Source organism: Bradyrhizobium sp. UFLA06-06 (assembly GCF_054820065.1).
In genome coordinates, this window is sequence record NZ_JADFUD010000027.1 from 1 (window position 1) to 23,335 (window position 23,335).

The following is a 23,335-nucleotide window of genomic DNA, read 5'->3' on the forward strand; positions in this document are numbered from 1 at the left end:
TACAGTTTCCGCTCTGGGCCCGGCGGCGGCACGGGCGGCGGCAGCTTCGAGGACATCCTCAACAGCATGTTCGGCAATGCCGCTCGCGGCGGCGGCGGCCGCGCGGGCCGGGCCAGTCCGTTCGAGTTTGACGGCGGCGGGGTCGGCGTCGACCTCGATCTTTCGGTCGCCATGACGGTGTCGCTGGAGGAATCGGTCAGGGGCGGAGACAAGCGCGTCCGCCTGCCGACCGGCCGCGAGCTCAACGTCAAGATTCCGCCCGGGGTCGCTGCGGGCCAACAGATCCGGCTAAAGGGGCAGGGTGAGACCGCGCAAGGCCATCCGCCCGGCGATCTCCTGATCACGATCTCGATCGCCCCGCACCCGTTCTTCAAGGTCGACGGCAACGATCTCCGGATCGACCTGCCCATCACCCTCTACGAGGCCGTGCTGGGCGGCAAGGTCCGCGTGCCGACGCTCGGCAGCGCGGTCGAACTGTCGATCCCCAAAAACACCTCGAGCGGCCGTACTTTCCGCGTCAAGGGCAAGGGGCTATCGAAGGCAGGCGTTGTCGGCGATCTCTACGTCACGACCCGCATCATCCTTCCCGACGGGAACGATGCCGAGCTTGAGGCATTGATGCAGACGTGGCGGGAGCGTAACCCCTATAATCCGCGCAGCGATCTCGGCTGACCGCCGAGAGCGCGCCCCAAAGACGCGAAGACGCGAAACTGCAACTACCCCGGAGTCTATCGGGGTAGACGCGGGCATTGCGAGCGCGTCACAAAGGATAACTGGCCGTCCGAGGTCTGCGGCGTGCAGATCGGATGACGGAAAAGGAGTGCGGCCTCGAGAGGGGGACCAGCGCGGTACACAAAACCCCAATCGAGGCCGCGTGCGCCGATCGGCGGATCGGGCGCGGATCATCTTCGCGTGAGCATCCGGTGCGATAATGAGACGCGTCGATGACGCGAATCGAAGTTTTCGATGTCGGAATTGGGACGCTGAGTGAGGCTGGATTCACTTACTCGAAATGAAGCAATTTCGACGACCTGATCTTCCGTAAAATTACGGAAGATCACCCGCCGCTCTTCTCCATCTGATCATAGACGGCCTGCGCGACCTGGGTCAGGCGCGTGCGATCGGTGCCGCCGCTGACGACATAGGCAACGCCCCGATCGGCCCAGAACAGCGCGCCGTCGCTGCCCTGCGCGGCGTAGCGCATCTGGGTCGCCTCGGTCTTCGCCTTGGCGGTGTAGACCGTGAAGCGCTCGCCGGACGTGCTCTCATACATCAGGAACGACGCCGGGCCGCTCGGTCCGGGCAGGAGGCGGCCGCCGACCAGCTTCAGCCCGGTCAGCTCCGGCGCGCGGACGTCCCAGCCGCAGCGCTTGGTCAGCCATTGCTGCAGGTGGTCGCGCTCGCTGCCGGGCACCTCGACGGGATGCCGGACCTCGACCACGTAGAGCCGATGCGCATCGAGTGCATCGACCGTGAAGCTCTGGAAGGCCGACGGCGTCGCCGCCGCTCCGCGCGCGATCCAGCCGGCGCCGCCGCCGGCGACGAAGGCCATGAGCGTCGCCGCCACCGCGCCATAGACCCAGCGGCGCGGCTGGCGCACCAGCCGCTCGAGCTCGAGCCGTTTCGGCACCGCCTCGTCCAGCACGGTGTCGTAGCGTGCATGCAATGTCTCGGCCATCGCGCGCCATGACTGCACCCGCGCCGCGTCGTCAGGATGCGTGCCAAGCCACGCCTCGACATCGCCGCGGCGTTCGGCCGGCAGCTCGTTGTCGACGTAAGCGTGCAGCTCGTCTTCGGTGACGGGAATGTTCGGGTCGGTCATATCAGTCGTCTCTGCCAAATCTTGTTCGAAAATCGTTCATGCGTCATGCCGGCCATCGCGCACATTATCATTTCACCCGTCGCAGCGCCGGGCGCTGGCCCTCGATCGAAGCCCGGACATGGGCGCGGGCGCGGGCGAGGCGGGACATCACCGTGCCGATCGGCACGCCCTGGATATCGGCGACCTCCCGGTAGCTCATGCCCTCCAGCATGACGAGCAGCAGCACCGAGCGTTGCTCCTCGACCAGCGTCGACAGCGCGCGCTCGATGTCGCGTCCCTCGGCCTCGGTCCCGCTGGCGTCGGCATTGTTGTCGAGCAGCGGCACGAACGCCGGCCGCCGCGCCAGCGAACGCCGGCGATTCTTGTTCAGATTGGTCAGGATCGTGTAGAGCCAGCTCCTGACGTCGCCGCCGAGAAACAGCCGCTCCGAGCGCAGCGCCCGTACCAGCGTGTCCTGCACCAGATCGTCGGCGATATCCGTGTCACGCGCCAGCGCGCGCGCATAGCGGCGCAGCGCGGGAATCATGGCTTCGACACTTTGACGAAACGCGGTCATGCATCCCAGTCTTCGATGGTTGCGGCGATAGCCGCCTTGTCCACATAACACCCTGGCGGCGTGGCTATTCCGTCTGCGCCGATCTGCGCGCATACCGCCCAAGCTGCGGCCGATTTGGGCTTGTCGCCGGCCGAAGTGCTGGTGTACCTCCGGGCCGAAAAAATTCGAAGCGTGGAAGCCTTGAGGCGGCCGACATCTCTCACTCAGCAGGGACCAGCCGTTACGGGAATGCCGGTACCGACGATCTATTACATCCGCCACGGCGAGACCGCGTGGAACGCCGAAGGCCGGCTCCAGGGCGTGCAGGACATCGCCCTCAATGAGCGCGGCCGCGCCCAGGCTGCGCATGCCGGGCGCATCCTCGCCGATCTCCTGGCGCGCGACGGCCGTGACAAGACGACGGTGCCGTTCGTCGCGAGCCCGCTGATCCGGGCGCGCGCCACCATGGAGCTGGTGCGCGCCGAGCTCGGCCTGCCGCCCGGCGACTACGCCCTCGACAGGCGACTGCGCGAGATCGGCTACGGGACGTGGGAGGGCTCGACCTTGGCGCAGGCGCAGGCTGCGGATCCCGCGCTGTATGCCCGCCGTTTGGCCGAGAAGTGGACGGTGTCGCCGGCCGGCGGCGAGAGCTACGTCGACGTCCAGGTGCGGATGACCGACTGGTATCGCTCGGTGACGGCAGACACGGTCGCGGTTGCCCATGGCGGCACGGCGCGGGCGCTGATGGTGGCGCTCGGCTTCGAGACCACGGCCTCGGCCGCCGAGCTCACTATCGAGCAGGGGGCGGTCTATGTGTTCGGCGCGGCGGGGTTGCGGAAGTATAGTTAAGGGCGCCCGGCCACCCGCGTCTTTGGGGCCATGAAACTCGTTTGACGCTGCCGACCCTGCGCGTTACGACACGCCATGTCCTTCAATACCTTCGGCCATATGTTCCGCGTCACGACCTTCGGCGAGAGCCATGGGGTCGCGATCGGCTGCGTCGTCGACGGCTGCCCGCCGCTGATCCCCCTGACCGTGGAGGAGATCCAGCACGACCTCGACCGCCGCCGCCCCGGCCAGTCGCGCTTCACCACGCAGCGCCAGGAGCCGGATGCGGTGAAGATCCTGTCCGGCGTGATGGCGCATCCGGAGAGCGGGGTGCAGGTGACGACCGGCACGCCGATCGCGCTGCTGATCGAGAACACCGACCAGCGCTCGAAGGATTATTCCGAGATCAAGGACAAGTTCCGCCCCGGCCACGCCGACTTCACCTATGAAGCGAAATACGGCCTGCGCGACTATCGCGGCGGCGGACGCTCCTCCGCGCGCGAGACCGCGACCCGCGTCGCGGCCGGCGCGATCGCGCGCAAGGTCCTGCCCGAGGTGAAGGTGCGCGGCGCGCTGGTGCAGATGGGGCCGCACAAGATCGACCGCGAGAAGTGGGACTGGGACGAGATTGCGAACAACCCGTTCTTTTGTCCCGACAAGGACAAGGCGGCGTTCTTCGAAAGCTATCTCGACGGCATCAGGAAGAGCGGCTCCTCGATCGGCGCCGTCATCGAGGTCGTCGCCGAGGGCGTGCCGGCCGGACTCGGCGCGCCGATTTACGCCAAACTCGACAGCGACCTGGCGGCGGCGATGATGAGCATCAACGCGGTTAAGGGCGTCGAGATCGGCGCCGGCTTCGGCGCCGCCGAATTGTCGGGCGAGGAGAACGCCGACGAGATGCGGACCGGCAACAACGGAACGCGTTTCCTGTCCAACCATGCCGGCGGCGTCCTCGGCGGCATCTCGACCGGCCAGCCGGTGGTGGTGCGCTTTGCGGTCAAGCCGACGTCCTCGATCCTGACCACGCGCCGGACCGTGGACCGCAAGGGTGTCGATACCGACATCCTGACCAAGGGTCGCCACGACCCCTGCGTCGGCATCCGGGCGGTGCCGGTCGGCGAGGCCATGATGGCCTGCGTGCTGGCCGATCATTTTCTGCGCGACCGCGGGCAGACCGGGCGCTGATCCCCTATATAGTGGCGGTCGCCAGACCGCCCTGGGGGAATGCCATGAACGCGTCGGAGCTTCGGGACATCATCGAGTGGATGATCGGCGGCGCGCGGTCGGCGCCGACCCCGCCGCAGATGATGGCGGAATGCTGCGAACGGCTGGTGCGGGCCGGATTGCCGCTGTGGCGCATCGGCGTCTTCGTGCGCACGCTGCATCCGGAGATCTATGGCCGCCATTTCTTCTGGAAGCCCGGCGCCGAGGTCGAAACCGGCACCGTCGATCACAACATCCTGGACTCCCCGGAATTTGCCGTCAGCCCGCTGTCGACCGTCTTCAGGCAGGGCATTGAGGTCCGCGCGCGGCTCGACGATCCCGCAAGCGCCCGGTTTCCGATCGTCGTGGACCTGCAGGCCGAAGGCGTCACCGACTACATCGCCGTGCCGCTGGTCTATACTGACGGCTTCGTCAATGCCTCGAGCTGGACCACCAGGCAGCCGGGCGGTTTCACCGACGAGCAACTCGATGCGATCCGGTCGATCGCCGTGCCATTGGCGCGCTATATCGAGATCATCACCCTGCGCCGCACCGCCTCGCTCTTGCTCGACACCTATGTCGGCAACCGGGCCGGCGAGCGCATCATGGGCGGCCAGATCCGGCGCGGCCATGCCGATACGATGGATGCCGCGATCTGGCTGTCGGACCTGCGCGGCTTCACCGCGCTGTCGGACCGCCTGCCGGCCGAGACGGTGGTGGAGATCCTCAACCTCTATTTCGATTGCCAGGTCACCGCGATCCGCGACCATGGCGGCGAGGTGCTCAAATTCATGGGCGACGGCCTGCTCGCGGTGTTCCCGGTCGACGAATATCTCGGTGACGAGGTGCAGGTCTGCTCACGCGTGCTGGAGGCCGCGCGAGCGTCCCGTGCCGGCGTCGAGGCGCTGCAATTCGCCAACGGCGATGCCGTCGAACGCTTCCGTTTCGGCCTCGCGCTGCATCTCGGTCGCGTGCTCTACGGCAATATCGGCGGCGGCAACCGGCTCGACTTCACCTGCATCGGTCCGGCGGTCAATCTCGCCGCGCGGCTGGAGAAGATCGCCGGCCGTCTCGGCCGCACCGTGGTGGCCTCGGAGCGCTTCGCCGGCATCAGCGACGGCGGCTGGAGCGATCTCGGCGAGTTTCCGATCGCGGGATTTGCCAAGGCCGAACGGGTCTACGGCCTGTTCGACGAGGCGCCGGTCGCTGCTGCTAGCTAGCCGCTGCGGGCGTAAGACTGCTTCAGGCCGAAGGTCAGGATCGACAATGTGATCCACAGCCGCAGCATCGCGAAGCCGAAGATGAAGACGACGTAGACCAGGTTCTTGAGCGGCTGGCCCACCATCGAGATTTGCCAGAAGTCCCAGATCGCGGTGCGCACAAGCGCCTGCCCGTAGCCCAGCGCAACGTTGATCGCGCCCAGCACGAGCACCGCCGCGCCAAGCCAGAGCGCGTGCCGGCCAAGGTCCTTGACGGCGGCAAACAGCGCGACGCGGCCGCCATTGCCTTCTGCATTGACGATGATCAGCAGCACCAGCGCCGCGATCGCCGCACTCCAGAACCGGCCGAGATGGGTGACCTGATCGAAGGCCATGCCGTCGAGGCCCGACAAGAGAAACGGTGCAAACGACGAGAAGCCGATCGCGGCGCTGCCGAGTGCCGCCACGATCATCACGAGCACGATCCGCCACAGGATCGACAGCGACAGCCTGATCTGCTCGGCCAGCGTCAATTCGCCGAGCGACGATCGGCCGCCGGAAGCCTGGATCGAGTCCCGTGCCGTCGCGAAGAAGGCGAGCAGCACGCAAGCGTTGGCCAGCGCCAGCGCGGGCACAATCAGGCCGAGATTGCCGTAGCCGACGATCCGCAGCGCCGCCGCCATGATCAGCCAGGGCAGGGCGGGCAACGGGCGAAACGGCCCGAACGAGGTCTCCGGGCGAGTTTTCCGCAGGGACAGTTGTTGGCGCAGCGCGACGGACATGCCGCGTAGGTACCATGCGATCCCTAAAGCACCGGTCGCCGCGATCGCTAAAATACGTGGCAAGGCCCGCGGCAATCTGGCGCCGGCGCGCTATTCCTCGGGTTCGGTGGTGAACAGCAGCGGATAGCCCTTGGCTCGGCCGGCGTCGGTGGCGCGCGTCGCCTTGGTCTCGGCGATGTCCCTAGTGAACACAGCGACGACGCAGACGCCGCGCTGATGCGCGGTCAGCATCACCTTGTAGGCCTGGTCGTCGGTCATGCGGAATTCACCCTTCAGCACGGCGACGACGAATTCGCGCGGCGTGTAGTCGTCGTTGACCAGGATCACCTTGTGCAGGCGCGGCCGCTCGACCTTGGTCTTCGTCCTGGTATTCGGCTTGACGACGGTATCTGGCATCGCACTCCCTCGCGATTGCCCCGTAGGAATACCGTCTTCGGGCGCGGCTTGGAACCGTTCGATTTGCACGGCGTCATTGCGGCAACGGCACGGCGCGTGTCGCCGCATTCGAGACAAGCGAAGTCTGACTTGAGTGTGGACGTCTAACCTGAATGTGAAGGACAGCTGATATCTGCGCTTTTCGCCGCCTGAATTGCGTGTCACGATGACGCTCATACGACGGGAGGGCCGCAATGCGCTGGTATGTCTCGATCGGAGCGGTGCTTGTCGCGGGCATGTTGGCCAGCGGCGATGTGGCCGGTGTTGCCGCGCCCGGCCCGGGAACCCAGCCAGGCCATCGCCTGGCTGAAAAGGAATCCACACCGAGCGTCGACATCGAGTTGATCATCGCGGTCGACGTCTCCTATTCGATGGACATGGACGAGCTCGCGATCCAGCGCGAGGGCTATGCGCAGGCCATCGTCTCCAAGGACTTCCTGCAGGCGCTGAAGGCCGGTCCGAACGGCAAGATCTCGATCACCTATTTCGAATGGGCCGCCTCCAACGATCAGAAGATCATCATCCCCTGGCGGGTGATCGACGGCCCTGAATCCGCCGATGCGGTCGCCGCCGAGATCATGAAGACGCCGGTGCGCCGCGCCTCGCGCACCTCGATCTCCGGTGCGATCTATTTCGCGATCCCGATGTTCGACGAGAATCCGCATCGCGGCCTGCGCCGCGTGATCGATATTTCCGGCGACGGGCCCAACAACAACGGCACGCCGATCACGCCCGCGCGCGATGCGGCGCTCGACAAGGGCATTGTCATCAATGGCCTGCCGATCATGGTGAAGGAGCCGTCCTACTCGACGATGGATATCGAGAATCTCGACTATTACTACGAGGACTGCGTGATCGGCGGACCGGGCTCCTTCGTGGTGACGATCAAGGATCGTGAGAAGTTCAAGGAGGCGATCCGCACCAAGCTGCTGCTCGAAGTCGCCGGCCGCACCCCCGAGCGCCCGATCATGCGGACCGCCGAGAAGGAGCCGCGGGTCAATTGCCTGATCGGCGAGAAGATCTGGCAGGACCGCTGGGGGCGGTAGCCGATCATGTGGATCTCGTAGGATGGGTAGAGCGAAGCGAAACCCATCAATTCATATCCGCGGTGCGGATGATGGGTTTCGCTGCGCTCTACCCATCCGACCGTTCTAACTCGCCCTACAAATCTTCTGGAGCTCACTCTCCAGCGCGCGCAACGTCTGCAACGCGGCGGCGTGCTCGGCCGCGCCGATCTGCCGCCAGACCTCCGCGGCGCAACCAGCGAGGCCGCGAACCGTCACCGGAAAATTCGCGGCCTGCGCCAGCGCGCCCTTTTCGTTGATCAGATACGCCCCGTTCAGCGCAAACAGCACCTGCGCGATACAGGCCAGCGCGCGATGGGCGCAGCCGGCGATATGCGTGCTGTCGCCGCGCGGCACGGCGAGCTCGGCATTCTCGATGCTGAACAGCACTTCCCATTGAAAGCGCCGCACCAACGCATCGCGGAGGGCCGGCGGGTAGGGCGCGGTCCTCGCCTTCAGCGCCGCGACGAGGCCGTCGGGATCGTGCAGCTGATGGCACAGCGCGACCTCGCCCATCCAGATCGCCGAGCAGAAGCCGTGCGGATGGCCCGGCTGGTAGTGCATGCTGATCTCGCCGTTCCGGCAAGCATCGATGACAGCGGAAACCTGATCGATGCTGCGGTAGAGCAGGTCGACCTTGCGGCCGCCGATCGTGAGCCAGGCACCGCCGACGATCCACGGTCCCCATTCGCCGACCGGCGTGACATGCGCAGCAGCGGGGTCGTCGACCAGACCCGTTACAGCTTCGCGCAGCCGATCGATATCCGGCGCGGCGCCATCCCGATAGCAGAGGCCGATATCGGTGTCGGAGGCGTCATGCGCCGTGCCGCGCGCCCGCGAGCCGCCGAGCACGATGGCGGCGACGCCCGGTACGGCGGCGAGAACGGGAATGATGCGTGCGAGCGGCGGATCGTCGGACATGGAGCGCAGACTATAGCGGGAGCGCCCGCGCTCAGCGATCGTCGCTGCGTCCTGTCAGCGCGCGAACCGCGCCACCAGCTCGACATGCGCCGTGTGGCGGAACTGATCGACCGGCGTGACAGCTGCGATCTTGTAGCCGCCGTCGATCAGGATTTTCGCGTCGCGCGCAAACGTCGCGGCGTTGCAGGACACCGCGACGATCACCGGCACCTTGCTCGCCGCCAGCTGGGTGACTTGCGCCTGTGCGCCCTGTCGCGGCGGATCGAACACGACGGCGTCATAGTCGCGCAATTCCTGCGGCATCAAGGGGCGGCGGAACAGGTCGCGCGCCTCGGCCTTGAGCGGCTTCAGCCCCGGCGTCGATTGCGCGGCCTTCTGCAGCGCGGTGATGGCGCCGGCATCGCTGTCGAAGGCCGCGATCCGCGCCTTCTCCGCAAGGCGCAGCGCGAACGGACCGACGCCGCAAAACAGGTCGGCGATATGCTTGGCGCGTCCGCAATGCTCGCGAACCAGCGCGGCCAGCGTGTCCTCGCCCTTGACGGTCGCTTGCAGGAACGAGCCGGGCGGCAGCACGACCTTCGCCTTTCCGATCGCAATCTCGGGGGAGCCGCGCTGCAGCACCAGCTCGCCGTGGCGTGTCAGCCGCGCCAGCCGGTGCTTCTGCGCGACTCGCGACAAAGTGGTGATCAGGCTGGTCGGCAGCGCGCCGGAGCCGCGCACGTCGATGTCGAGGCCGTTGACGGTTGCGGTGACCTGGATGTCGAGCGGCTTGCCGATCGCGATCAGCGGCTCGGCTGTGGCCCAGGCCGCCTCGAGCGCACCGTCGAGCGCAGGATCGAGGATCGGGCAGCGATCGACCGGGATGATGTCGTGCGAACCTGCCGCGGCGTAGCCGACCTTGAGGACGTCATGGGGGCCCATGCGCCCGTGCAGCGTGATGCGGCGACGGCCTGCGCCGTGGGCGTCGAGCAGTGGCGCGACGTCGGCTGCAATCTTCGCCTGCGCCAGTGTCTCGACCACGATGTTGCGCTTCCAGGCGTGGTAGGGCGCGTCGTTCCAGTGCTGGATCGCGCAGCCGCCGCAGACGCCGAAATGTGGACAGAACGGCGCGATGCGCTCGGGGCTTTCCTGCGCGACCCGCAGCAGCCGCCGCCGGTCGGGATGGTTGCCCGGGACGTCGTCGACCTCGACCGTTTCGCCGGCCAGCGCATAAGGCACGAAGATCGATTGCGATCCCTCGATCGCGACGCCGTCGCCGCGGTGGCCGACATGGTCGATGGTGAGAAGCTCAGCCACGGCGCGCGCCGAGGAAGAATTCGATATTGCCGTCGCCGCCTGAGATCGAGGACGGGAACACCTGGATGTCGGTGCAGCCCTGCGAGGCGGCAAAGGCGGCGATATCGTCGCAGATCTCCTGGTGCACCATCGCGTTGCGGATGACGCCGCGCTTGGAGTGTTTGCGCGCCGCCTCGAATTGCGGCTTGATCAACGCCAAAAGATGCATCGGGGCGGCCGCCAGCGACAGCGCAACCGGCAGCACCAGCTTCAGCGAGATGAAGCTGACGTCGATCACCACGATGTCGGGCCGCGCCGGCAGGCGCTTGCCCTCGAAGCTCCTGATGTCGGTCGCCTCCATGGAGACGATCTTCGGATGCCCCTGCAGCGAGGGATGCAGCTGGCCGTGGCCGACATCGACGGCGAACACGAGGCTTGCGCCGTTGGCGAGCAGCACTTCGGTGAAGCCGCCGGTCGAGGCGCCGACATCGAGGCAGACATGGCCTTCGACGTCGATCGGATAGTGCTCGAGCGCGCCGGCGAGCTTGACGCCGCCGCGCGAGACATAGGGATGCGCCGGCTCGGCCGAGAGGGCCGCGCCCGGTGCGACGATCTCGGACGCCTTCGCGATCTGCTTGCCGTCGGCGGTGACGAGGCCGGCGTCGATGGCGGCGCGCGCCCGCGCCCGGCTTTCGAACAGGCCGCGTTCCACCAGCAGCACGTCGATGCGCTTGCCGGCGGATGCGTCGTTGTCGTTGTCGCCCGCTCTGGTCACTTCGCCGCCTGCCGGCGCTGCGCGGCAGCGAGCCGCACGCAGGCCTCGAAGGAGGTGAGGTCGTGCCAGAGGTCGGCCGACGGCTCGCGCGGGGTCACCAGCGGGCTGCCGTGCAGGTCGAGCGCGTGCATCATCATCAGATTGTCCGGTAATCCAAACTCTTCCACCGTCAGCCCTTCCGCATCGATCAGGCGTCCGTCGGATGCCGGCACGACTTGGCTCAGCCGCGCCACGCGATTGGCGTAGGACGTGGGATCGTTGGAATAGGCGAGGCACAGTTTGCCGCGTCCCGCCATGTAGCCGAGTTCGTAAACCGTGCCTGCGTCGGCACTGGGGCCGCGAAACGGCGTCAAATTGGCGATGATGGCGTCGGCAGACTCCATCATCGCCTCGTTGCTCTTGAAGATGGCGAGCGAGGCCCCGGCGGCGGTGGGATCGATGCTGCTGTCGAGCGGATACAGCCCGGTCAGCCCGTGATAGGCGCAAACCTCCGCCTTGCGGCGGCCGATCTCCACGGCATCCGGCAGGAACACGTCAGGACCTGCCAGATAGATCTTCATGGACGTGCCGGGGCTGGTGCGTTTTCGAGCGAGAACCTGGAGCTTCGGTTCTGATTCAATCAGAACCGAAAATGCTCCAGTGAGCGCCGCCCGTAACGATTAGGCGAGCTTGACGGTCTCGGTCTTGTAGTCCTTGCCGAGGGTCTCGAACACCTTGGCAACGATGCTCTTGGCGTCGAGACCGGCGCGGGCATACATCGCCGCCGGCGTGTCGTGGTCGAGGAACACGTCGGGCAGGATCATCGAGCGGAACTTGAGCATGCCGCTGTCGAGCATGGCGTTGTCCGACAGGAACTGCATGACATGCGAGCCGAAGCCGCCGATCGAGCCTTCCTCGATCGTGATCAGGATCTCGTGGTCGCGCGCGAGCTTCATGATCATCTCTTCGTCGAGCGGCTTCATGAAGCGCGCGTCGGCGATCGTCGCGGAAAGGCCGTGGGCGGCGAGCTCGTCGGCCGCCTTCTCGCACTCGGCAAGACGGGTGCCGAACGACAGCAGCGCGAGCTTCTTGCCCTCGCGGATGATACGGCCCTTGCCGACTTCCAGGGCAACGCCGACTTCCGGCATCTCGATGCCGCGGCCTTCGCCGCGAGGATAGCGCAGCGCGCTCGGACGATCGTTGATCGCAACCTGCGTCGCCACCATGTGGACCAGTTCCGCCTCGTCGGCGGCAGCCATGATCACCATGTTCGGCAGACAGCCGAGATAAGCGCTGTCGAACGAACCCGCATGCGTCGCGCCGTCGGCGCCCACCAAGCCGGCGCGGTCGATCGCGAAGCGGACCGGAAGGCTCTGGATCGCGACGTCATGGACCACCTGGTCATAGCCGCGCTGCAGGAAGGTCGAATAGATCGCGCAGAACGGCTTGTAGCCTTCGGTGGCGAGGCCGGCGGCGAAGGTCACCGCGTGCTGTTCGGCAATGCCGACGTCGAAGGTGCGGTCCGGGAACGCCTTGTTGAAGATGTCGACGCCGGTGCCCGACGGCATCGCCGCGGTGATGGCGACGATCTTGTCGTCCTTCTCGGCTTCCTTGACGAGGCTCTGGCCGAACACGTTCTGGTAGGCCGGTGCATTTGGTTTGGCCTTGGCCTGGGTGCCGGTCGCGACGTCGAACTTGACCACGGCGTGGTACTTGTCGGCGGAGGCTTCGGCCGGGCCGTAGCCCTTGCCCTTCTGGGTCACGACGTGAACCAGGATCGGGCCGGTCTCCATGTCGCGGACGTTCTTCAGCACCGGCAGCAGATGGTCGAGATTGTGACCGTCGATCGGGCCGACATAGTAGAAGCCGAGTTCCTCGAACAGTGTGCCGCCGTCCATCATGAAGCCGCGGGAATATTCCTCGACGCGGTTGGCGCGATTGGCGAGGATCTTCGGCAGACGCTTGTTGATCTGCTTGGCGGCCTCGCGCAGCGAGCGATAGGTCTTGCCGGAGTAGAGGCGCGACAGATAGGCGCTCATCGCGCCGACCGGCGGGGCGATCGACATGTCGTTGTCGTTCAGGATCACGATCAGGCGCGAGTTCATCGCGCCGGCATTGTTCATCGCCTCATAGGCCATGCCCGCCGACATCGCGCCGTCACCGATCACGGCGATAACGTTGTTCTTGCCGCCGGAGAGATCGCGCGCCACGGCCATGCCGAGGCCGGCCGAAATCGAGGTCGAGGAGTGCGCGGCGCCGAACGGATCGTAGTCGCTCTCGGTGCGCTTGGTGAAACCGGAGAGGCCGCCGCCGGTGCGCAGCGTGCGGATGCGGTCGCGGCGTCCGGTTAGGATCTTGTGCGGATAGGCCTGGTGGCCGACGTCCCAGATCAGGCGGTCGCGCGGGGTGTCGAAGATGTAGTGGATGGCGGTGGTCAGTTCGACCACGCCGAGGCCGGCGCCGAAATGGCCGCCGGTCACCGACACCGCGTCGATGGTTTCCTGGCGGAGCTCGTCGGCAACCTGCCGCACCTGCTCGACCTTCAGCTTGCGCAGGTCATCGGGCGTGTGAATAGTGTCAAGAAGCGGCGTCTTACTAAATGTGGTCACAGCGAATTTCCAATTTTTGCCTGTCGGAACGAACCGCCCGACGCGAGATGGGATGGCGCGCACACCGCGCAGCGAATGCCAGACACTGGGTGCCGCCCCGGCAGGCCGGTGCCTGGTTGTAAGCCTAGATTCACTCCGGATTGGACCACGTGATATGCATCACCTTGGTCGCTCTTCACCCGTCCCGGTTCAGTTTTGTCGAACCATTTGAGATGCATGCCGCCCGAAAAGTCGGGCTGCCCGCCACTCTCAAATGCCCATAGAACTGGAAGCATTACACCAAAGCCGCAGCCAAAGCCAACCCGATAGGGCGCGCAGGGTTCCTATGCGCCGCACTGAAAAACCTAACCTTTTCAATGGCTGGGCTGAGGCCGGGTTCCAATTCGCCTAATTTGGCGGCAGCCAGCGGGGCCGGCTCAACCTGATTCGCAGCCGTACACGACCGCCACGGGGAGCCCCGTGGGGTTACGGTTTGCTGGAAATGGGCAGCAACAATTGCCCGCCGTGGCGGACATCGTGCCGCGCGATCGAGGTGGTCGGTGGCGCTACTGCACGTCGAGCGGCTCGGTCCCGGTCGGCTGGCCCGAGGCGTCGGTGGTGATCTTGTCGACGCGGGCTTCGGCCTGGCGCAGCAGTTCCTCGCAGCGCCGTTTCAGTGCCTCGCCGCGCTCGTAGATCGCGACCGATTCCTCAAGCGGGACCTTGCCGTCCTCGAGCCGCTTGACGATCGATTCGAGTTCCTCGATCGCGCGTTCAAAGGAGAGCTTCTTCACGTCGGCTTGGCTGTTGTCGGCCATTCTTGCGTTCCCGATTGCGTGGATCAGATCGCAACCTGATCTTGTCGTCCAAACATGACCTGTCGCAGGCCATGCTCGCCCCGGCGCAGAATCAATCGAATTTTTGCGGGCGTATTGTGGCGGGGATTTACCCGTCCATCAATGCGGTGACGTGAGATGCTACCGACTCTTTCAGGCCCTGCAGGTCGTAGCCGCCTTCCAGGACGGAGACGACGCGGCCGCCGGCGCTCTTGTCGGCGAGATCCATCAGCTTGCGCGTGACCCAGCCGAAATCCTCGCCCCTCAGGTTGATCGAGGCCAGGGGATCGCGGTGATGCGCGTCGAAGCCCGCCGAGATGACGACGAGTTCGGGGGAGAACTTCTCGAGCTGCGGCAGGATCAGGTTCTCGAAAGCGGAGCGGAACTTGGCGCCGCCGTCGCCGGGCGCCAGCGGCGCGTTGACGACGGTGTCGTGCTCGCCGCGCTCGCCGGCAGCCCCGGTGCCGGGAAACAGCGGCATCTGGTGCGTCGAGCAATACATCACGGTCGGGTCGGCCCAGAAGATATCCTGCGTGCCGTTGCCGTGATGGACGTCGAAATCGATGATCGCGGCGCGCTTGATGCCGTATTTGCGCTGCGCGTGGCGGGCGGCGATCGCGGCATTGTCGAAGAAGCAGAAGCCCATCGGCGTCGATTTCTCGGCGTGGTGCCCGGGCGGGCGCACCGCGACGAAGGCGTTTTGATGCTTGCCCTCCATCACCGCATCGGTGGCGGCCACCGCGCCGCCGACGCCGCGCATCACTGCTTCCCAGGTGCCCGGCGACATCGAGGTGTCGCCGTCGATATAGATCATGCCGGAGGTCGGCGCGATGTGGCGGAGTTCGCTGACATAGTGCTCGCCGTGACAGAGCAGCACGGTGTCGAGGTCGCCTTCCGGGGCGGAATCGCGCACCAGTGCCTTGAAGCGATCCTCGCCGAGCACCTCGGCGACCGCCCGCAGCCGGTCGGGGCGTTCGGGATGTCCGGGAGGGGTCAGGTGGTCGAGACAGGCGGAATGCGTCAGAAGCAGTGTCATGCAAATTCCCGGCGCAATGGATGCGCGTGCGAGGACGCATGATCCGGAAAAGTGCGCAGCGGTTTTCCGACCAAGATCATGCAAGAGCAGGCCCTAATCTAGGCCGTTAGCGGCGTTCCGGAAAGGGCCGACATCATCTCCGTTCCCGTCCCTTCAAAGCCGGGGCGTTTTCCGCGTCATTGCGAGCAGAGCGAAGCAATCCATGCTGCCGCATGCTCGGAGATAATGGATTGCTCCGCTCCGCGTGCAACGACGCGAGGGGCTGCGTACGCCACCCCCACACCTCGCTCAATTGATCCGCTCGATCCGCTTGCCTGCCGTCGGGCCCACCGGGCTGTTGGCCTTGAAGTAGGTATAGAGCGCATCGACGTCGTAGATGCCGAATTGCTGCGCGGTTCCTTGCTTGAACACCGTGAAGCCGTCGCCGCCCTCGGCGAGATAATTATTCACGGTGACGCGGTAGCTCGCGGCCGGGTCGATCGGTTTGCCGTCCAGCGACATCCGTGTGGCGATGATGCGCGCGCCATCGGGCTTGCTCGCATCCCACGCATAGGAGAACCCCTTCGAGACCTGGAGGGCGCGCGGCCGCTTCGGATCGGCCCATTGCTGCTCCAGCGCGTCCTTGAGCTGCTTGCCGGTCAGCGTCATCGTTACCAGCTGGTTGCGGAACGGCTGGCTGGCGAAGATATCGGCATAGGTCACAGCGCCGTCCTCGCGCTTGACGATGTCGGTGCGCACGCCGCCCGGATTGGTGAAAGCGATCACCGCGCCGCCATTCGGCTCAGCGCTGGTTGCAAGCAGCTGCGCGTCGGCGACGATGTCGCCGAGCGGGCTCTCGCCAGTTTCGGCAGGCGTACGCGACAGCGTTTCGGTGACCGAGCCTGCCGCGCGGCTCGCGATCGGCGCGGCCAGCCGGTCGTAGGATTCCAGCAGCGCGCTCTGCTCGGGATCCTTGGCGGTGCCGGCGATCCGCACGATGGTGTTGGCGGCCCTGGCGCTGATCACGTCATGGCTGTTCGGATCGAGCTGAAGATCGATCGCGGTGACCAGGGTGCCGTATTTGTCGCCGGAGGTGACGAGCCGACCATCGATCTCGCAGACATAGGCCTGGTGGGTATGGCCGGAGATCACGACGTCGACCGCGCGATCGAACTTCTTGACGATGTCGACGATCGGTCCGGAGATCCCCGGACATTCATTATAGTCGCCGGTCGGAAAGCCGCCTTCGTGGATCAGCACCACGATCGCCTCGACGCCCTTCGCCTTCAGCTCGGGGACCAGCGCATTGACGGTCTCGGCCTCATCGCGGAAGTCGAGGCTCGCGACGCCGGCCGGCGACACCAGGTTCGGGGTGTTCTTCAGCGTCAGCCCGATGAAGGCCACCGGAATGCCGTCGAACTGCTTGATCTCGTAGGGCGGAAACACCGGCTTGCCGGTCGCCTTGTCGATCGTAGAGGCGGCGAGATAGCGGAATTTGGCTCCTGTGAACGGGTGCGGCCCCTGGCATTTGTCGACCGGATGGCAGCCGCCATTCTGCATCCGCAGCAGCTCGTCCTTGCCCTCGTCGAATTCGTGATTGCCGACCGAGGAGATCGCAAGTCCCATCAGCGAGAGCGACTCGATGGTCGGCTCGTCGTGAAACATCGCCGACAGGAACGGGCTTGCGCCGATCAGGTCGCCGGCCGCAACGAAGATGTTGTTCTTGTGGCCCTCGCGCAGCTGCTTGACGACGGTGGCCATCCGCTCGGCGCCGCCGGCGGGCTCCATGATCTTTTTGGCCGCGTCAGTGGGATCGGTGATGCGGATGCCGCCCGGCGGCGGCCGCAGATAGCCGTGGAAATCGTTGATCGCGAGAATGCGCAGGCTCACCGGCTCCGCGGCCTGCGCCAGACAGGGGCTTGCTGTGGCCACTCCGAACGCGCAGAGCGCGGCGAGAGGGGAAAGGCGGGGCTGTCTCATGACCTGTCCATGGAGCACGGGATCATGGCGCCGCGCCACTACAATTTTGCGACGCTTCGTTTCAATCCTTCGGGCGAGCCATGAATGCCTTGAACGCCTCGACAGCTTCCTTGGAGCGCATCCGTTCGCTGAACAGATGGTTCTCCTGCTCGATGCGGCGGGTGACGTCCTCCGGCGGCAGCCGGATCAGTCGCCGCGAGATCGCCACCGCCTCGGCCGGCAGCGCGCAGATCTCGCGCGCCACCTTGTGCGCCTCCACCTCGGCGTGCCCCGGCGCCACCACGGTGTTGACGAAGCCGGCGACGCGGGCGTCGTCGGCCGACATGGTGCGGCCGATCACCAGCATCGCGAAGGCGCGCTGGTGGCCCATCATGCGCGGCATCAACAGGCTTGAGGCGCCTTCCGGCACCAGGCCGAAATTGGAGAACGGCGTCGAGAACAGCGCGGTCTTGCTGGCGAGCACATAGTCGCAGTGAAACAGCATGGTGGTGCCGATGCCCATCGCGACGCCGTCGACGGCGGCGATGATCGGCTTCACATTGTGGGCCAGCGAATACAGGAACTTGACGAGGTCGGAGGCCGGCGGCGTCTCGCCGGTCGAGGTGCCCTGCGCGAGCAGGTCCTCGATGTCGTTGCCCGCGGTGAACACGCCGGAGCCGCCGGTGATGATCAGGCAGCGGATATTCGGATTGTTCTGCGCCTTGTCGATCGCGTCGCTGATCGCGCGAAACATCTCCTGGGTGATCGCGTTCTTCTTCTCGGGCCTGCGCAGCCGGATCACGCGCGTGGCGGCTTCGTCGGTCACTATGACATGCGCGGTCATCGAGCGGTCCCAGGGTCGGCCGGCATCGTCGCCGGTGGAGGTCGTACCGCCATCCTACATGATCCGGTGCAAGCCCCAAGAGCTCCAGCGTGTTCCGGGCCGCTTTTCCCCGTGGGCGAGCATGAGGACGGCGCAATGCAGCTAACCGGAATTTCGCGACTCCGGGCAGGGGACGTTGGTCGTAGGCCGGACCTGTACGACGATGCTGCCGCGCAGGCCGCCCGCGCCTGATGGCGCTGCTGCCTCCCAGGAGCCGCCGCGGCGCTCGCGACGAGTTTAACTTCCCCGCGAGAAACATTCCGCCGTTCGCGGCATTCCCCCCTTTGCTGACAGGCCGAGCAGACCTCGACACGTCGTTGTCGTGGTTCCGCGTCCGGCTGACTTGAGGAGAGCAGCGGCATGCAGATCTCCGGACGTTTGGAACTATCGCGGCGCCATCTGTTGATTGTTGGAGCCGCCTCGCTTGCGGCGTCGTCGATCGCGACGCCTCCGCCTGCGGCCGCCCAATCTGCCCCGACCGGAGCGCCCGTGATGACGAGAGTATCCTTTGACGTGAACGGCGAAACCCACCAGCTCGAGCTCGACACCAGGACCACGCTGCTCGATGCCCTGCGCGAGCACCTGCATTTGACCGGTACCAAGAAGGGCTGCGACCACGGCCAATGCGGCGCCTGCACGGTGCTCGTCGACGGGCGGCGGATCAATTCCTGCCTGACGCTCGCCGTGATGCATCAGGGCGACGAGATCACGACGATCGAGGGCCTCGGCACGCCGGACGGGCTGCATCCGCTGCAGGCGGCGTTCGTCGAGCATGACGGCTATCAATGCGGCTATTGCACGCCCGGCCAGATCTGCTCGGCGGTCGCCGTGCTTGCCGAGGTCAAGGCCGGCATCCCGAGCCATGTCACGGCGGATCTGAATGCGCCGGTGCGACTGACCGATGCCGAGCTCCGCGAGCGCATGAGCGGCAACATCTGCCGCTGCGGCGCCTATTCCAACATCGCCGAGGCGATCAGCGAGGTCGCCGGGAGGAGCGCATGAGATCATTCAGCTATGAGCGCGCCGCCTCGCCGGGCGCGGCGGCCGCAGCCGCCGCCGGCACCGCGAACGCCAAGTTCATCGCCGGCGGCACCAATCTGCTCGACTTGATGAAGCTCGAGATCGAGACGCCGGCGCATCTGATCGACGTCAACGACCTGGCGCTCGACCGCATCGAGGAGACCGCGGACGGCGGCCTGCGGATCGGCGCGCTGGTGCGCAACACCGATCTTGCCGCCGATATACGCGTGCGGCGCGACTATGGCGTGCTGTCGCGCGCGCTGCTCGCCGGCGCTTCCGGCCAGTTGCGCAACAAAGCGACGACCGCGGGCAATCTGCTGCAGCGGACGCGCTGTCCTTATTTCTACGACACCAATTTGCCCTGCAACAAGCGCAAGCCCGGCAGCGGCTGCGCCGCGATCGGCGGCTTCAGCCGCCAGCATGCGGTGGTCGGTGTGAGCGATGCCTGCATCGCGACCCATCCGAGCGATATGGCGGTGGCGATGCGCGCGCTCGACGCGACCGTGGAGACGGTGCGGCCCAACGGCACTACGCGCAGCATTCCGATCGCCGAGCTGCATCGTCTGCCCGGCGACAGCCCCGAGATCGAAACCAGCCTGGAGCCGGGCGAACTGATCACCGCGGTGGTGCTCCCGAAACCGGTCGGCGGCGCGCAGGCCTATCGCAAGGTGCGCGACCGCGCCTCTTACGCCTTTGCGCTGGTCTCGGTTGCCGCGATCGTGCAGCGCGACGGCACCGGCCGCGTCGCGCTCGGCGGCGTGGCGCACAAGCCGTGGCGCGTCGAGGCGGCGGAGGCGGAATTGCCTGCTGGCGCCAAGGCCGTCACCGCGCGCCTCTTCGCCGATGCGAAGCCGACCAAGGACAATGCGTACAAGCTGCCGCTCGCCGAGCGAACGCTGGCGGTGGTGCTGCGCGAGGCCAGAGCTTGAAACGAAGGCTTAAGATGAGGGCCTGACATCATGCGTTTTGAACATCCCGCCACCTTCAATCCGATCGACCAGCTCAAGGTGATCGGCCACCCGACCAGCCGGATCGAGGGACCGCTGAAGACCACCGGCACCGCGCCTTACGCCTATGAGCGGCACGACGTCGCGGCCAACCAGGCCTATGGCTACGTGGTCGGTTCGGCGATCGGCAAGGGGCGGATCGGTTCGATCGATCTCGAGGCGGCGAAGGCTGCACCGGGTGTGCTCGCCGTCGTCACAGCGGACAATGCTGGCAAGCTCGGCAAGGGCGAGCGCAATGCGGCGCCGCTGCTCGGCGGGCCCGAGATCGCGCATTATCACCAGGCCGTCGCCATCGTCGTCGCCGGGACCTTCGAGCAGGCGCGGGCCGCGGCGCAACTGGTCCGGATCGACTACGTCAAGGGCGACGGCAAGTTCGATCTCGCCGCGGAGCGTGACAAGGGCATCACGCCGCACCCGTCATTCGGCGGCCCGGCCGACACCGCCGTCGGCGATTTCGCCGCCGCCTTCGCTGCTGCGCCCGTGCAGCTCGATGCCACCTACACCACGCCCGATCAGGGCCACGCGATGATGGAGCCGCACGCTTCGATCGCGGCCTGGGACGGCGACAAGCTCACGGTCTGGACCTCCAACCAGATGATCGCCTGGGGCGCCGAAGACATGGCGAAGACGCTTGGCATCCCCAAGGAGAATGTCCGTCTAGTGTCGCCCTATATCGGCGGCGGCTTCGGCGGCAAGCTGTTCCTGCGCGCCGAGGTGCTGCTCGCCGCGCTCGGCGCCCGCGCAGCCGGCCGGCCGGTCAAGGTCGCGCTGCAACGTCCGCTGATGTTCAACAACACGACGCATCGACCGGCGACGATCCAGCGCATCCGCATCGGCGCCGAGCGCGACGGCAAGATCACCGCGATCGGCCACGAGAGCTGGTCCGGCAACGTCAAGGACGGCGAGCCCGAGATGGCGGTGAGCCAGACGCGGCTGCTGTATGCCGGCGCCAGCCGGATGACGGCGACGCGGCTTGCGGCGCTCGATCTGCCGGAGGGCAATGCGATGCGCGCGCCCGGAGAAGCCTCCGGAATGATGGCGCTCGAGATCGCGATCGACGAGCTCGCCGACAAGCTCGGCATCGACCCGGTCGCGCTGCGCATCAGCAACGACACCCAGGTCGACCCCGAGCATCCGGAGCGGCACTTCTCGCAGCGGCAATTGGTGCAGTGCCTGAGCGATGGCGCGGCGCGGTTTGGCTGGGACAAGCGCAACCCGAAACCCGGCGAGGTCCGCGATGGGCGCTGGCTGGTCGGGATGGGCGTCGCCGCGGCGTTCCGGAACAATCTCGTGACCAAATCGGCGGCCCGCGTTCGTCTCGACCAGAACGGCATCGTGACCGTCGAGACCGACATGACCGACATCGGCACCGGCTCCTACACCATCATCGCGCAGACTGCGGCCGAGATGATGGGCGTGCCGCTCGAGAAGGTCGCGGTGCGGCTCGGCGATTCCGACTTTCCGGTGTCCTGCGGCTCGGGCGGGCAGTGGGGCGGCAACAATTCGACCGCCGGCGTCTATGCCGCCTGTACCAAGCTGCGCGAGACCATTGCGCAGAAGCTCGGCTTCAATTCCGAGGAGGCGGTGTTTGCCGACGGCGTGGTCCGCTCCGGCAATCGCAGCGTGCCGCTGGCGCAGGCCGCCGGCGGCGGCGACCTCGTCGCGGAGGATGCCATCGAATATGGTGATCTCGCGAAAACCTACCAGCAGTCGACCTTCGGCGCGCATTTCGTCGAGGTCGGCGTCGATGCCGATACGGCGGAGATCCGGGTGCGGCGGATGCTTGCGGTTTGCGCGGCGGGCCGCATTCTCAATCCGAAGGCGGCGCGCAGCCAGGTGATCGGCGCGATGACCATGGGCGTCGGCGCGGCGCTGATGGAGGATCTCGTGGTCGACAAGCGTCACGGCCTGTTCATCACGCACGACCTCGCGGCCTATGAGGTGCCGGTCCATGCCGACATCCCGCATCAGGAGATGATCTTCCTCGACGAGACCGATCCGATGTCGTCGCCGATGAAGGCCAAGGGCGTCGCCGAGCTCGGCATCTGCGGCGTCGCCGCCGCGGTCGCCAATGCGGTCCACAACGCGACCGGCGTTCGCGTGCGCGACTATCCGATCACGCTCGACAAGCTGCTCACAGGGATGCCGGAGCCGGTCTAGCGCGGAACGCTTCACCTCGCCCCGCATGCGGGGAGAGGCATAGGCCGCCGTTGGCGGCCGTTCAGAAGAACGCTGAGGCAGAGCTTCAGCTATGACGCATCGCTAGATGCGTTCCGGGTGAGGGGGAGTCTCCATAAAGACAACTATCACCGGATATGCGGAGACGGCCCCTCACCCCAACCCTCTCCCCGTGAAGAACGGGGAGAGGGAGCACAGCGGAGTCGGGGGCGCTGTTCTACCTAAGCGCTCTAGCCGCGCCCGACGAACGAGCCGATGCCCCGGCCGATCGCGGCGCCGTGCTGAAACAGTGCGCCGAGGTGATCGCCGGGCACCGACATCGCGTCGAGGCCGTTCTCCGCGGCGAAGCGCTGCATCGGCGCATGCGGTCCGTCGTCCTGTCCGTTCCACAGCAGCACCGGCACGCGCGAGGACAGCACCGCGTCCTTTGCCCCATCGACCTGGCCGAGCGCATTGAAGCAGGCGCGCACGCCGCCTTCGAGATCCGGCGTCACCCATTCGGCGAGCTCCGGCACGGTGCGGCGGGCAAAGGTGATGAAGGCGCCATAGGTCAGCGGGCCGGCATTGCCGCGCGGCAGTCCGGTGAGGAAGTCCCAGCCGCCAATCGCCAGCGACGCCAGCCGCGCCGGGAAAAACCGGGCGACACCAACTGCGACCCAGCCGCCCATCGAGTGGCCCACCACATGGGCGCGCTCGCCGCCGAGATCGTCGATCACGGCGACGATGTCGCCGGCGCGCTGCGCCTGATTATAGAGCGCTGGATCGGCGGGCTTGTCGCTCAGGCCATGTCCGAGCGAATCGACGCACACGACACGAAAGCGATCGGCAAGCGCGTCGACCACGCCGCATTGTTTCCAGCTCGCGGCGTCCAGCAGGAGACCGTGCTGCAGCACGATCAGCGGCCCGGACCCCTCGACGGTGTAATGGATGCGCTGGCCCCGGTGATTGGCGAATGGCATTGATAGAGTTCCCCATGTTTCACGACAGGTGAGCGTGGCAGCGCCCGGATTCAAGACCTCGTTCCGGAACGG

General features: G+C 66.4%; 22 protein-coding genes. 8 read left to right on the forward strand and 14 right to left on the reverse strand.

Annotated elements, in window-relative coordinates; all coding sequences use genetic code 11:
• Positions 1-672, forward strand: a 672-nt coding sequence (locus tag IF803_RS22760; protein ID WP_461193525.1) for a J domain-containing protein, incomplete at its 5' end; no start/stop codon positions are given.
• 385 nt (positions 673-1,057) lie between these two features.
• On the opposite strand, the gene IF803_RS22765 is transcribed toward IF803_RS22760, so the two are convergent.
• Positions 1,058-1,822 carry an anti-sigma factor family protein gene (locus IF803_RS22765; RefSeq protein ID WP_304499074.1) on the reverse strand — a complete coding sequence of 255 codons (765 nt, stop codon included), beginning with the start codon at positions 1,820-1,822 and terminating at the stop codon, positions 1,058-1,060.
• Positions 1,823-1,889: 67 nt separating this feature from the next.
• Complete coding sequence (locus IF803_RS22770; RefSeq protein ID WP_016844579.1) at positions 1,890-2,378, reverse strand: sigma-70 family RNA polymerase sigma factor; 489 nt, start codon at positions 2,376-2,378, stop codon at positions 1,890-1,892.
• A 228-nt stretch (positions 2,379-2,606) separates the two neighbouring features.
• Here IF803_RS22770 and IF803_RS22775 point away from each other — a divergent pair, with 228 nt between their 5' ends.
• From IF803_RS22775 to IF803_RS22785, 3 genes are all read left to right on the forward strand, one after another.
• Positions 2,607-3,206 carry a histidine phosphatase family protein gene (locus tag IF803_RS22775; protein WP_304499075.1) on the forward strand — a complete coding sequence of 200 codons (600 nt, stop codon included), beginning with the start codon at positions 2,607-2,609 and terminating at the stop codon, positions 3,204-3,206.
• A 75-nt stretch (positions 3,207-3,281) separates the two neighbouring features.
• Positions 3,282-4,370 (forward strand): chorismate synthase, encoded by a 1,089-nt coding sequence (aroC, locus tag IF803_RS22780; RefSeq protein ID WP_461193526.1) that lies wholly within the window; start codon positions 3,282-3,284, stop codon positions 4,368-4,370.
• A gap of 44 nt (positions 4,371-4,414) precedes the next feature.
• On the forward strand, positions 4,415-5,608 hold the full coding sequence (locus tag IF803_RS22785) for an adenylate/guanylate cyclase domain-containing protein (protein ID WP_028339509.1): 1,194 nt from the start codon (positions 4,415-4,417) through the stop codon (positions 5,606-5,608).
• On the opposite strand, the gene IF803_RS22790 is transcribed toward IF803_RS22785, so the two are convergent.
• Positions 5,605-6,369, reverse strand: coding sequence for a hypothetical protein (locus IF803_RS22790; RefSeq protein WP_461193527.1), 765 nt, complete (start codon positions 6,367-6,369; stop codon positions 5,605-5,607). The two genes, IF803_RS22785 and IF803_RS22790, sit on opposite strands and share 4 nt — an antisense overlap.
• A gap of 90 nt (positions 6,370-6,459) precedes the next feature.
• Positions 6,460-6,765, reverse strand: coding sequence for an ATP-dependent Clp protease adapter ClpS (gene clpS / locus IF803_RS22795; RefSeq protein ID WP_461193528.1), 306 nt, complete (start codon positions 6,763-6,765; stop codon positions 6,460-6,462).
• 233 nt (positions 6,766-6,998) lie between these two features.
• Between clpS and IF803_RS22800 the strand changes: the two genes are divergently transcribed.
• Positions 6,999-7,850, forward strand: coding sequence for a DUF1194 domain-containing protein (locus IF803_RS22800; RefSeq protein WP_028339506.1), 852 nt, complete (start codon positions 6,999-7,001; stop codon positions 7,848-7,850).
• A gap of 105 nt (positions 7,851-7,955) precedes the next feature.
• Here IF803_RS22800 and IF803_RS22805 read toward each other — a convergent pair whose 3' ends face one another.
• The 9 genes from IF803_RS22805 to IF803_RS22845 form a co-directional block, all read right to left on the reverse strand.
• Entirely contained in the window at positions 7,956-8,789 is an 834-nt protein-coding gene (locus IF803_RS22805; RefSeq protein WP_461193529.1) for a nucleotidyltransferase domain-containing protein, read from the reverse strand.
• A 54-nt stretch (positions 8,790-8,843) separates the two neighbouring features.
• The gene (locus IF803_RS22810) at positions 8,844-10,085 is read right to left on the reverse strand and encodes a class I SAM-dependent RNA methyltransferase (RefSeq protein WP_461193530.1); all 1,242 of its coding nucleotides are present in this window, start codon (positions 10,083-10,085) and stop codon (positions 8,844-8,846) included.
• The gene (locus IF803_RS22815) at positions 10,078-10,839 is read right to left on the reverse strand and encodes a TlyA family RNA methyltransferase (RefSeq protein ID WP_050387959.1); all 762 of its coding nucleotides are present in this window, start codon (positions 10,837-10,839) and stop codon (positions 10,078-10,080) included. Before IF803_RS22815 ends, IF803_RS22810 begins: the two co-directional genes overlap by 8 nt.
• Positions 10,836-11,399, reverse strand: a complete 564-nt coding sequence (locus tag IF803_RS22820; RefSeq protein ID WP_028339502.1) for a nucleoside 2-deoxyribosyltransferase — start codon at positions 11,397-11,399, stop codon at positions 10,836-10,838. Before IF803_RS22820 ends, IF803_RS22815 begins: the two co-directional genes overlap by 4 nt.
• A 99-nt stretch (positions 11,400-11,498) precedes the next feature.
• Positions 11,499-13,427, reverse strand: a complete 1,929-nt coding sequence (gene dxs, locus IF803_RS22825; RefSeq protein WP_461193531.1) for a 1-deoxy-D-xylulose-5-phosphate synthase — start codon at positions 13,425-13,427, stop codon at positions 11,499-11,501.
• Between the two features lie 545 nt (positions 13,428-13,972).
• Positions 13,973-14,224 carry an exodeoxyribonuclease VII small subunit gene (locus tag IF803_RS22830; RefSeq protein ID WP_461193532.1) on the reverse strand — a complete coding sequence of 84 codons (252 nt, stop codon included), beginning with the start codon at positions 14,222-14,224 and terminating at the stop codon, positions 13,973-13,975.
• Positions 14,225-14,351: 127 nt separating this feature from the next.
• Positions 14,352-15,278 carry a histone deacetylase family protein gene (locus IF803_RS22835; RefSeq protein WP_461193533.1) on the reverse strand — a complete coding sequence of 309 codons (927 nt, stop codon included), beginning with the start codon at positions 15,276-15,278 and terminating at the stop codon, positions 14,352-14,354.
• Between the two features lie 288 nt (positions 15,279-15,566).
• Positions 15,567-17,237 (reverse strand): bifunctional metallophosphatase/5'-nucleotidase, encoded by a 1,671-nt coding sequence (locus IF803_RS22840; RefSeq protein ID WP_461193534.1) that lies wholly within the window; start codon positions 17,235-17,237, stop codon positions 15,567-15,569.
• Between the two features lie 61 nt (positions 17,238-17,298).
• Positions 17,299-18,060 carry a crotonase/enoyl-CoA hydratase family protein gene (locus IF803_RS22845; protein ID WP_461193535.1) on the reverse strand — a complete coding sequence of 254 codons (762 nt, stop codon included), beginning with the start codon at positions 18,058-18,060 and terminating at the stop codon, positions 17,299-17,301.
• Between the two features lie 399 nt (positions 18,061-18,459).
• On the opposite strand from IF803_RS22845, the gene paoA reads away from it, so the two are divergent.
• The 3 genes from paoA to paoC are packed head-to-tail and all read left to right on the forward strand — an operon-like array spanning position 18,460 to position 22,286.
• Positions 18,460-19,101, forward strand: coding sequence for an aldehyde dehydrogenase iron-sulfur subunit PaoA (gene paoA / locus IF803_RS22850; protein ID WP_461193536.1), 642 nt, complete (start codon positions 18,460-18,462; stop codon positions 19,099-19,101).
• Positions 19,098-20,048: an FAD binding domain-containing protein gene (locus tag IF803_RS22855; protein WP_461193537.1), complete on the forward strand. Its 951-nt coding sequence runs from the start codon at positions 19,098-19,100 to the stop codon at positions 20,046-20,048. The genes paoA and IF803_RS22855 overlap by 4 nt, the downstream gene beginning before the upstream one ends.
• A 30-nt stretch (positions 20,049-20,078) precedes the next feature.
• A complete protein-coding gene (gene paoC, locus IF803_RS22860) occupies positions 20,079-22,286 on the forward strand; it encodes an aldehyde oxidoreductase molybdenum-binding subunit PaoC (protein ID WP_461193538.1) in 2,208 nt (735 codons plus the stop codon).
• Positions 22,287-22,534: 248 nt separating this feature from the next.
• Here the strand turns inward: paoC and IF803_RS22865 are convergent, their stop codons facing one another.
• Positions 22,535-23,263 carry an alpha/beta fold hydrolase gene (locus IF803_RS22865; RefSeq protein WP_038386477.1) on the reverse strand — a complete coding sequence of 243 codons (729 nt, stop codon included), beginning with the start codon at positions 23,261-23,263 and terminating at the stop codon, positions 22,535-22,537.
• Positions 23,264-23,335 lie beyond the last annotated feature (72 nt).

What these genes read in the sequence shown, in the direction of transcription:
- IF803_RS22785 (WP_028339509.1), top strand. Translation starts at nt 4,415, where the DNA reads ATGAACGCGTCGGAGCTTCGGGACATCATCGAGTGGATGATCGGCGGC.
- IF803_RS22865 (WP_038386477.1), bottom strand. Translation starts at nt 23,263, where the DNA reads ATGCCATTCGCCAATCACCGGGGCCAGCGCATCCATTACACCGTCGAG.
- IF803_RS22790 (WP_461193527.1), bottom strand. Translation starts at nt 6,369, where the DNA reads ATGTCCGTCGCGCTGCGCCAACAACTGTCCCTGCGGAAAACTCGCCCG.
- IF803_RS22775 (WP_304499075.1), top strand. Translation starts at nt 2,607, where the DNA reads ATGCCGGTACCGACGATCTATTACATCCGCCACGGCGAGACCGCGTGG.
- IF803_RS22840 (WP_461193534.1), bottom strand. Translation starts at nt 17,237, where the DNA reads ATGAGACAGCCCCGCCTTTCCCCTCTCGCCGCGCTCTGCGCGTTCGGA.
- IF803_RS22830 (WP_461193532.1), bottom strand. Translation starts at nt 14,224, where the DNA reads ATGGCCGACAACAGCCAAGCCGACGTGAAGAAGCTCTCCTTTGAACGC.
- paoC (WP_461193538.1), top strand. Translation starts at nt 20,079, where the DNA reads ATGCGTTTTGAACATCCCGCCACCTTCAATCCGATCGACCAGCTCAAG.
- clpS (WP_461193528.1), bottom strand. Translation starts at nt 6,765, where the DNA reads ATGCCAGATACCGTCGTCAAGCCGAATACCAGGACGAAGACCAAGGTC.
- IF803_RS22845 (WP_461193535.1), bottom strand. Translation starts at nt 18,060, where the DNA reads ATGACCGCGCATGTCATAGTGACCGACGAAGCCGCCACGCGCGTGATC.
- IF803_RS22855 (WP_461193537.1), top strand. Translation starts at nt 19,098, where the DNA reads ATGAGATCATTCAGCTATGAGCGCGCCGCCTCGCCGGGCGCGGCGGCC.
- paoA (WP_461193536.1), top strand. Translation starts at nt 18,460, where the DNA reads ATGCAGATCTCCGGACGTTTGGAACTATCGCGGCGCCATCTGTTGATT.
- IF803_RS22800 (WP_028339506.1), top strand. Translation starts at nt 6,999, where the DNA reads ATGCGCTGGTATGTCTCGATCGGAGCGGTGCTTGTCGCGGGCATGTTG.
- aroC (WP_461193526.1), top strand. Translation starts at nt 3,282, where the DNA reads ATGTCCTTCAATACCTTCGGCCATATGTTCCGCGTCACGACCTTCGGC.
- IF803_RS22805 (WP_461193529.1), bottom strand. Translation starts at nt 8,789, where the DNA reads ATGTCCGACGATCCGCCGCTCGCACGCATCATTCCCGTTCTCGCCGCC.
- IF803_RS22835 (WP_461193533.1), bottom strand. Translation starts at nt 15,278, where the DNA reads ATGACACTGCTTCTGACGCATTCCGCCTGTCTCGACCACCTGACCCCT.
- IF803_RS22820 (WP_028339502.1), bottom strand. Translation starts at nt 11,399, where the DNA reads ATGAAGATCTATCTGGCAGGTCCTGACGTGTTCCTGCCGGATGCCGTG.
- IF803_RS22770 (WP_016844579.1), bottom strand. Translation starts at nt 2,378, where the DNA reads ATGACCGCGTTTCGTCAAAGTGTCGAAGCCATGATTCCCGCGCTGCGC.
- IF803_RS22765 (WP_304499074.1), bottom strand. Translation starts at nt 1,822, where the DNA reads ATGACCGACCCGAACATTCCCGTCACCGAAGACGAGCTGCACGCTTAC.